The sequence below is a fragment of the Actinomycetospora sp. genome, from assembly GCF_036497585.1.
Taxonomy (GTDB): Bacteria; Actinomycetota; Actinomycetes; order Mycobacteriales; family Pseudonocardiaceae; genus Actinomycetospora.
Map to the genome: position 1 here is coordinate 20328 of NZ_DASXJD010000093.1, position 9360 is coordinate 29687.

Below are 9360 nucleotides of genomic sequence, written 5' to 3' on the forward strand. Positions count from 1 at the left end.
CCGACGGCTCATCGGAATCCCGTTCCCTGCAGCTCCGCGCGCAGCTCAGGGGTGAGCAGCTGGCCCACGCGGTCGACGAGGAGGGTCATCTCGTAGCCGACCAGGCCGATGTCGCAGTTCGGCGCCGCCAGCGTCGCCAGGCACGAGCCGTCGCTGATGGACATGAGGAGCACGATGCCGCGCTCCATCTCCACGACGGTCTGCACGACCTCGCCCGCCTCGAAGCACCGCGCGGCGCCCTGGGTGAGGCTGATCAGCCCGGACGCGACGGCCGCGAGCTGGTCGGCGCGGTCGCGCGGGAGCCGGTTGGACGCGGTGAGCAGCAGGCCGTCCGCGGACACGACGACGGCGTGCGCGACGCCCGGGACGCGCTCGGCGAAGTTCGAGACCAGCCAGCCGAACCTGCTGGGCTGCGACTGGGGTGCCGTCACTGCTCCTCCTCCTCGGTGTGCGGCGCGGCGCGGTGGTGTGCCGGACCGCTCGTGGGGACCTCGCCGGCGGGGGCGCCGTCGGGTCGTGGGGGCGGGCGCGTCGACCGGCCGTCGGCGACACCGCGCTGGTAGCTGGCCAACCGGCCGCGCACGGCCTCGGGATTCCTGCGCTGCGTACCCGCCGGGCCGGGGGCGCCGGGCGTCCCGGGCTCAGCGGACTCCGCAGCGGCGGCCGGCGTCGGGCTCGGCCGCGCGCTCCCGGGGACCAGATGGGCCCGGGGACGGCGTCGTGGCAGGCCGGACTCGGTGGTGCCGGCGTCGACCGCGGCGAGCGACGGCGCGCCCGCGTCGAAGCCGCCGCGGCCCGCGCTCTCCCACTCCGGGTCGACGCCGCCCGCGTCGCTCGGCTCCGCCTCGCGGAACCAGACCGAGGCGACCTCGTCGAAGATCGGCGTGCGCTCCCGGTTCGGAAGGACGGCCGCGGGACGGCGCGGCAGGGCCTCCGGCGCGGACCGGCCGGGGAACCCGGCGCCGTGGCCGTTGGTGGCGCCGTTGCGGCCGTTCTGGCCGACCCCGGCGTGCCCGGCGCCGTTCTGACCGGGCGCGACGGGCCCGGCGTCCGGGCCGTCGACGGGCCCCGGGGCCGCCGTGGCGGCGGCCGGGCTGTTGGTCTCGTCGGCCTCCGCGAACAGCTCCTCGCCCGTGACGGGCTGCTCCGTACCCGCGTCGCCCTCCGCGACGGGGACCGCTTCGGACTCCTGCGGCGGCCGCGGGCGCAGCCGGGGCGCCGAGCCCGGGCGCAGCAGCGGCCCGCCCCCGGGCGCCTGGCGGCGCTGCGAGAGCGGTCGCAGCGACAGCCGGGAGGCCGGCCGCTGGACGGCCTGCTCCTCCGGCTCGCCGGTCGCCGCCGCCGGGGCGTCCGGGGCCTCCGGACCGTGCGAGGCGTCCAGGCCCGTGGCCGCCGCGGCCGCCGTGCCCGACGTGACGTCCTCGTCGGACGGGACCTGCTCGGCCGGGACCTGCTCGGCCGGGACCTGCTCGGCGGCGATCTGCTCGGCCGGGAACTCGCCGGTGTGGCCCTGGGCCGTCCCGGGGTGGCCCGTCTCCGCCGGGACGTCACCGTCCTGGGCCTCCGGCGGGACCGCGGGCGCCTCGCCGTTGGTCGGCCCGGGTGGCGGGACGACCTCGGCGCCGTTCCACATCGTGGGTGCCGGGGCCGGCGGGGCGCCCGTCGGAGGCGGACCCGGCTCGGCGGCGGCCGGCTGCTCGACGCCCTCGTCCCCGGGGCGCGCCCAGGGTCCCGGAGGCGGTCCCTGGTACGGCGCGGGGAAGCCGCCGGGCCGCGCGGGCATGCCGGGGTGGCTCGGCGGGCCGGGACGGTTGCCGGGCGGCGGCGGACCCTGGCGCCACCAGCCGCCGGGCTGGGGCGGACCCGGGCCCGGGCGCGGCCGGGGCGCCGGGCGGCCGTCGGGCCCGGACGGGGCATCAGGCGCCACCAGCCCGTGCCGACCGCCGGGACCGGCTTCCTCGGCCGCGGCGGAGCCGTCGGCCTGGTCCTCCTCGGCGTCCGGCTCGCCGTCGGGGCCCCGCCACGCGTGCGCCGCCACGGCCCGCGTGGGCACAGGTCCGGCCGGCTGCGCCGTGTCGGGAGCGCCGGCCGCGGCCTCGTCGGCCTCGTCGTCGCTACCCGACTGGCTCCAGACGGTCACGCTCTCGCCGCCGGGGTCGTGGCCGACCACCGAGGCCACGCGGTCGTCGTCCTCGTCGTCCTCGTCGTCGGGCTCGGCGTCGTCGGCGCCCGCGGACGCCGCGGCGTGCCCGGGCGGACCCGGAGGCGGCCCGGCCGCTCCGGCCTCGGGCCCACTCGCGGGGGTCTCCTCGAAGGCCGGCGCCGGCCCGGGACGCAGGGGCCGTCGCGGCAGCGCGGACGCGAGCGACCCGCCCAGCCCGTTGCGGCGCGGCTGCTCGTCGCCCCGCTCCGGGGGAGACGCGACCTCGGCCGGGTCCTGCGGGCCGGGCTCGCCCTCCGGGTCGACCGAGGGCGCGAAGAACGCCGCCGCACCGGCGGCCGCTCCGGCCGCGGCGGCTCCGCCGGCGGCGCCCCGCGCCGCCGACCGGCGCGGCAGTCCGCCCGCGCCCTCCCGCGGCCCGGCGCCCTCGCGGGGCTCCTGTCGGGGGATGGGGGTGCCGGCGGTCTCGGGCCGCGCGGAGCCGTTGGTGGGGGCCGGGCCGAACGGGGCCTGGCCGGGCGCGCGGACCGGCAGGCCCGTGCCGCCGAGCGCGCGGGTGGTCTGGGTGCCGCCGACCCGGCCGCCGGGGCCACCGGAGAGCACCGCCGAGGACGGGATCCGCACCGCGGCCACCACGCCGCCGCCGTCGCGGGTCCGCAGCGCCACGCCGATCGCGTGCCGGGAGGCGAGGCGGCCGACCACGAAGAGCCCCATGCGCCGCGAGGCGGAGACGTCGACGGTCGGCGGCGACGCGAGCCGCTGGTTGGCCTCGGCGAGGTCCTGGTCGGTCATGCCGACGCCCCGGTCGGAGATCTCGAGGACGACCGTGCCGTCCTGTTCGGGACGCGCCAAGACGTCGACCCGGGTCTCCGGGGCCGAGAACGCCGCCGCGTTCTCCAGCAGCTCGGCGACCAGGTGGACGACGTCGCCCGCCGTACGACCGAGGAGCTGGACCGACGGCGGCGGCGCGAGCTCGACCCGCTGGTACTGCTCGACCTCGGAGGCCGCGGCGCGCAGCACGTCGACCAGCGGGACCGGCCGGCCGCCGCGGCGCGCGAGGTCGGTACCGGAGAGCACCAGGAGGTTCTCGGAGTTACGGCGCATGCGCGTCGCGAGGTGGTCGAGCTGGAAGAGCTCGGCCAGGGCCTCCGGGTCCTCCTCCTTGTTCTCCAGCTGCTCGATCAGCCGCAACTGGCGCTCGACGAGGGCCTGCGACCGGCGGGAGAGGTTGACGAAGATGCTGTTGAACGCGGTGCGCAGGCCCGCCTGCTCCGCCGCGAGCCGGACCGCCTGCTCGTGGACCTGGTCGAACGCGCGGGCGACCTCGCCGATCTCCTCGCGCGTCTCGATCGGGGTGCGGCTGACCTCGGTGTCCGGGGCCTCGCCCTCGCGCAGGCTCCGCACCGCCGCTGGCAGCCGGCGCTCGGCCACGTCGAGGGCCGTGCGCCGCAGCAGCCGCAGGGGCCGCAGCAGCGAGCGGGTCACGAAGAAGACGACCGCGGCGCCCGCCATCAGCGCCAGCAGCAGCACCACCGAGGCGACGCCCGCGGCGTTGCGGGCGCCGTTCTGCAGCGCGGCGGCGTTCGACTGCAGCCGCGCGCGCAGCTGGTCGGAGACGTCGGTGACCTTGCGCTGCACCGCGCTCGAGGCGTTGTCCCAGTCCTGCGCCGAGACCTGCAGCGGCAGCCCGGCGCTGCCGCGCCCGAGGACCACCTGGGCCAGCCGGTCCCGGGCGTCGACGTCGGGCCCGACGACGGCGTCCGCGAGCGCGGCGTTGTCCGTGCCGACCGCGTTGCGGAACTCGTCGACGGCGATGCTGCGGCGCAGCGTGGCGTTGCGGGCCTGGTCGATCGACGGGGCGTCGATCCGCCCGCCCGCGATCGCCGAGGCGACCACGGCTTGGACGTAGGCGTCCTGCTCGCGGACCTCCGAGAGCGCGAACAGGCCGTTGGACAGGCCCGCGATCGACGGGTCCGCGGCCTCGCGGGTGAGCGACTCGTCGAAGGTCAGCACGGCCGACGTCGCGTTGGTGTAGCGCGAGATCGCCCCCGCGGGGTCGACGCCGCCGCCCTTGACGTCGTCGCGCAGCCGGTCGAGCTGGGCGATCGCGCTCGAGGCGTCCCGGTAGGAGGACCGCGTCTGGTCGTCGACCGAGTTCGCCGACTCGTAGGTGCTGCGCAGTCGGCCGAACTTGTCGTTCGTGTCGTCGACCGCGTCCTGGACCGGCCCGAAGCCGCCGGCCCGGTTGGTCGCGAGGAACACCGCGGCCGCGCGGCGCTCGCCGTCGAGGGACCCGAGCAACCGGGCGCTGTCCCCCTCGAGCGCGACCGCCTGCTGCACGCCGTCGTAGGAACGGGCCTTCTCGGTCTGCTCGACGATGCGCAGCACGCCGAGCGTGATGACGAACAGCGTGGGCACGAGCAGGACGGCGGCGAGCTTGACCGGCAGGCTCCAGTTGCGCAGCGCCAGCCGCTCACCCAGGGGCGCACGGTCGGTCGCCCCCGGATCTGCGGCGCCGCGGCGGGTGTCGCCACGCGCGTCGGGTCGGCGGACGGGAGCGGTCACGCGCTCATCCTTCCCTTTGCAGCGGTCGGTCGGTCGCCTGCCGTGGGACACGGCCCCTGATCGGACGCCTGCCGCACCCTGTGTAGTTGTCCATGGGCTACACTTCCCGCCAGCCATCCTCGGTGGGGCCACCGGGGTGACGGCGCTCCTCCGGCGGTGGGATTTGCGTACGCGGAGCGTGCGCAAGGCAGGGCACTGAGTCGCATCGTGGGTCCGTGGTCGGGCGTTGCCGGGACGGATCGGGCGGACGAGGTCCGCGGCTCCGGTCCCGGACCGTTGGTCCAGGGGTCGGGGGCAGCTCGGTCGGGGGCAGGTCGGCCGGACGCGGGACACGATCAGTGGCCCGCGACGGCCCCGTCGGGTGGTGTGTCACTCCTCGGAGCAGGTGTCGGTGGCCGGGAAGTGTATCCGCACCCCCTGACGAGATCATCGCCCCGTCGACGAGACCGCTCGTCCGCGCGCCGGTGATCACGGGACGTGGCTGGTCAGGCCCTCGGGGGGCGCACCCCGGTGATCAGGCGCACGCGCGAGGACAATGGAACGCGGCGTCGGGTCATCGCCCGTCGTCACGCACCCGCCCACCGAGCACCGTCGAGGGAGGACCGGAGCCTGTGAGCACCCCCGGGACCGGACCGCTGATCGTCCAGTCCGACAAGACGCTGCTCCTCGAGGTCGACCACGCCGACGCTCCGGCCGCGCGCACCGCCATCGCGCCCTTCGCCGAGCTCGAGCGCGCCCCGGAGCACGTCCACACCTACCGGGTCACCCCGCTGGCCCTCTGGAACGCCCGCGCCGCGGGACACGACGCCGAGCAGGTCGTCGACGCCCTCGTGACGTACTCGCGCTTCGCCGTCCCGCAGGCGCTGCTCATGGACGTCGTCGAGACGATGGGCCGCTACGGGCGCCTGCAGCTGACCAACGACCCGGCGCACGGCCTGGTCCTCGTCTCCTTCGACCGCGCGGTCCTCGAGGAGGTGCTGCGCAACAAGAAGATCGCCCCGATGCTCGGGACCCGCATCGACGACGACACGGTCGCGGTCCACCCCTCGGAGCGCGGCCGGCTCAAGCAGATGCTGCTCAAGGTCGGCTGGCCCGCCGAGGACCTCGCGGGCTACGTCGACGGCGAGGCGCACGAGATCGCGCTCGACCAGTCCGACTGGGAGCTGCGCGACTACCAGGCCGACGCCGTCGAGGGCTTCTGGGCGGGCGGCTCCGGCGTCGTCGTGCTGCCCTGCGGGGCGGGGAAGACGCTCGTCGGCGCCGCGGCGATGGCGAGGGCGTCGGCGACGACGCTGATCCTGGTCACCAACACCGTCGCCGGGCGGCAGTGGAAGCGCGAGCTCGTCGCGCGGACCTCGCTGACCGAGGACGAGATCGGCGAGTACTCCGGCGAGCGCAAGGAGATCCGGCCGGTCACCATCGCGACCTACCAGGTGATGACGCGCAAGACGAAGGGCGAGTACCGGGCGCTGGAGCTCTTCGACTCCCGCGACTGGGGCCTGATCATCTACGACGAGGTCCACCTGCTGCCCGCGCCGGTGTTCCGCATGACCTCGGACCTGCAGTCGCGTCGGCGGCTCGGGCTGACCGCGACGCTGGTGCGCGAGGACAACCGCGAGGGCGACGTCTTCTCGCTGATCGGCCCCAAGCGCTACGACGCGCCGTGGAAGGACATCGAGGCGCAGGGCTGGGTCGCGCCGGCCGACTGCGTCGAGGTCCGCGTGACGATGACCGAGAACGAGCGGATCGTCTACGCCACCTCGGAGGCCGACGAGCGGTACCGGATGTGCGCCTGCGCCCGGACGAAGATCCCGGTGGTGCAGTCGATCCTGGCCCGGCACCCGGACGAGCCGGCGCTCGTCATCGGCGCCTACATCGACCAGCTCGAGGAGATGGCCGCGGCCCTGGACTGCCCGATCATCCAGGGCTCGACGACGAACAAGGAGCGCGAGCGGCTCTTCGGCGCCTTCCGCCGCGGCGAGCTGCCCCGGCTCGTCGTCTCCAAGGTCGCGAACTTCTCGATCGACCTCCCCGAGGCCTCCGTCGCGATCCAGATCTCGGGCACGTTCGGGTCCCGCCAGGAGGAGGCCCAGCGGCTGGGCCGGCTGCTGCGGCCCAAGGGCGACGGCCGTCAGGCGCACTTCTACTCGGTGGTCTCGCGGGACTCCGTCGACGCCGAGTACGCCGCGCACCGGCAGCGCTTCCTCGCCGAGCAGGGCTACGCGTACCGCATCGTCGACGCCGACGACCTCCTCGGTCCGCCGGTGCCCGAGGTCGACGCGGACTGATCGGTCAGCGGCCGTACCAGGGGATCTCCGGCTGCCCGCCGCGCGCCGGCGGGGCGGGCGGCGCGGCCGGGGCGGGGGCGGACCGGGGGGCCACACCGAACGAGCGCGGGTCGTCGACGTCGACGATCCGGCGCCCGAGCGGGGTCAGCGAGACCGGGACGAGCTTGAGGTTGGCCCACGCGAACGGGATGCCGATGATCGTGACGGCCAGCGCGATCGCAGTGACGACGTGCCCGATCGCGAGCCACCAGCCTGCGACGACGAACCACACGACGTTGCCGAGCATCGACCCGATCCCGGCCTCGGGGCGGCGCTCCAGCCGCTGCCCGAACGGCCACAGCGTGAACAGCGCGATGCGGAACGAGGCGATCCCCCAGGGGATGGTCACGATCAGGCAGCAGCAGATAACGCCGGCGATCAGGTAGCCGAGCGCCATCCACACCCCGGCCAGCACCAGCCAGACGAGGTTCAGCACGATCCGGATGCCCTGCATGGCTCCAGGATGCCTGCTCTGCGGGTGGTACCGGGGGCACGGAGCGGGAACTAATTCCCAGAAGGGCGGGGTGGCGGTCCATGCTCGCCGCGACGACCGACGCGCTGGGCGTCCCGGTGATCAAGGAACCGGGCGTCAGGACAGGACGCGGCCCTTCGTCTCGGGCAGCGTCAGGATGATCAGGAAGGCCACCCAGGGCCGCGCCGGAGACGTACCAGAAGAACAGCTGCGGGCGACCCGACCCGGACAGCGCCGAGATCAGCAGCGGCGCGGTGCCGCCGAAGAGCGCGATCGAGGACATGAACGTGTAGAGCCCGAGGCCGACGGCGAACACCACGATCAGGTTGACCAGGGGGGTCCGCTCGGTGATCAGCAACGACAGCGGCACGGTGAGCACCACCATCAGGCCGGACCAGATCAGCAGCTGGGGCTTGCGCCCGAATCGGTCGGCGGCCGCGCCCATCGGGTACTGCAGCGCGATGAACACGGCCGTGCCGATCGAGAGCGCGAGGAAAACGTCCCCACCGGACGCGTCGCGGAACTGCACGGCGAACGGTGTGATCGCGGTGAAGAAGACGTAGAAGCACAGCGTCGAGAGCAGCGTGAACCCGAAGAGCTGGAGCACCGAGCGCGGGTGGTCGGCCAGGGTGCGCAGCAGCGGGTTGCGCGTCTGCCGGGCTCGCTCGACGTTCTGCTCGAACTGCTCGGTCTCGGTCAGCGTGCGGCGCAGCCACAGCCCGACGAGCCCGAGGACGCCGCCGGCCACGAACGCGACCCGCCAGCCCCAGGAATCGAGCTGGGGACGGGTCAGCGTCGTCGTCAGCAGCAGCCCGAGCAGGCTCGCGGCGAGCAGCGCGACCCCCGTCGAGATGTAGAAGAAGCTGGAGTATCGCCCGCGCCGCTCGGGCGGGGCGATCTCGGCCAGGTACACCGACGCGTTGGACACCTCGCCGCCGAGCGCGAGCCCCTGCGCGATCCGGGCGAGCAGCAGCAGGAGCGGCGCGAGCCACCCGACCATGGCGTAGGTCGGCAGGATCGCGATGACCAGGGACCCGCCCGCCATGAGCACGATCATGAGCATCGCGAACCGGCGGCCCCGCAGGTCGGCGAACCGCCCGAGGAGCACCCCGCCCAGGGGACGGAAGAAGAACGCCAGCGCGTAGGTGCTCGTCGTACCGATGAGCGCCAGGGTCGGGTTGGCCTTGTCGAAGAACTGCGAGGAGAAGTAGACGGTGAACGTCGCGTAGATCGTCCAGTCGAACCACTCGACGGCGTTGCCGATGCTCGCCGCGACGAGGGTCCGGACCGGGAGCTGGTGACGTTCGGTCGAGGTCGCGTCCGTCGCCTGGCTCATGAGCGCTCCCTCACCGTGGTTCCCCGGTCACGCACCGTAGGTGATATGTCCGGCTCGGGCCAGGATCGGCGACCACGAGGGGAGGATTCGACCGCTCTACCCGCACGAGGGTTCCCCTCGCGCCCGGTGGGGAGACGACCGCGGACACGACGAGGGCCGCACCCCGCCGGAGCGGGATGCGGCCCTCGTCAGTACTGCCTCAGGGAGTGCGCGGACTCAGAAGTCCATGCCGCCCATGCCGCCCGTGGGGTCGGCGCCGGCACCGGCGCCCGCCTTCTCGGGCTTGTCGGCCACGACGGCCTCGGTGGTGAGGAACAGCGCGGCGATCGACGCGGCGTTCTGCAGCGCCGAGCGGGTGACCTTGGCCGGGTCGATGATGCCGGCCTTGACCAGGTCCTTGTACTCGCCGGTGGCGGCGTCGAGGCCCTCACCGAGCGGGAGACCGCGGACCTTCTCGGCCACGACGCCGGGCTCGAGGCCGGCGTTGTGCGCGATCTGC

The 9360-nt window shown here is 74.9% G+C and carries 4 protein-coding genes and 2 pseudogenes; 1 reads left to right on the top strand and 5 read right to left on the bottom strand.

Annotation, left to right across the window (positions count from 1 at the left end):
• Positions 1 to 8: 8 nt before the first annotated feature.
• Positions 9 to 431, bottom strand: a complete 423-nt coding sequence (locus tag VGH76_RS08855) for a roadblock/LC7 domain-containing protein (RefSeq protein WP_331556283.1) — start codon at positions 429 to 431, stop codon at positions 9 to 11.
• Positions 428 to 4726, bottom strand: coding sequence for a nitrate- and nitrite sensing domain-containing protein (locus VGH76_RS08860; RefSeq protein WP_331556284.1), 4299 nt, complete (start codon positions 4724 to 4726; stop codon positions 428 to 430). The genes VGH76_RS08855 and VGH76_RS08860 overlap by 4 nt, the downstream gene beginning before the upstream one ends.
• Before the next feature lie 611 nt (positions 4727 to 5337).
• On the opposite strand from VGH76_RS08860, the gene VGH76_RS08865 reads away from it, so the two are divergent.
• The gene (locus VGH76_RS08865) at positions 5338 to 7014 is read left to right on the top strand and encodes a DNA repair helicase XPB (protein WP_331556285.1); all 1677 of its coding nucleotides are present in this window, start codon (positions 5338 to 5340) and stop codon (positions 7012 to 7014) included.
• 115 nt (positions 7015 to 7129) lie between these two features.
• On the opposite strand, the pseudogene VGH76_RS08870 reads toward VGH76_RS08865, so the two are convergent.
• The 3 genes and pseudogenes from VGH76_RS08870 to VGH76_RS08880 form a co-directional block, all read right to left on the bottom strand.
• A pseudogene (locus VGH76_RS08870) lies at positions 7130 to 7498 on the bottom strand (YccF domain-containing protein); the annotation flags it as partial.
• A gap of 144 nt (positions 7499 to 7642) precedes the next feature.
• Positions 7643 to 8861, bottom strand: a pseudogene (locus tag VGH76_RS08875) (MFS transporter).
• A 216-nt stretch (positions 8862 to 9077) separates the two neighbouring features.
• Positions 9078 to 9360, bottom strand: a 283-nt coding sequence (locus VGH76_RS08880) for a TCP-1/cpn60 chaperonin family protein (RefSeq protein ID WP_331556286.1), incomplete at its 5' end; no start/stop codon positions are given.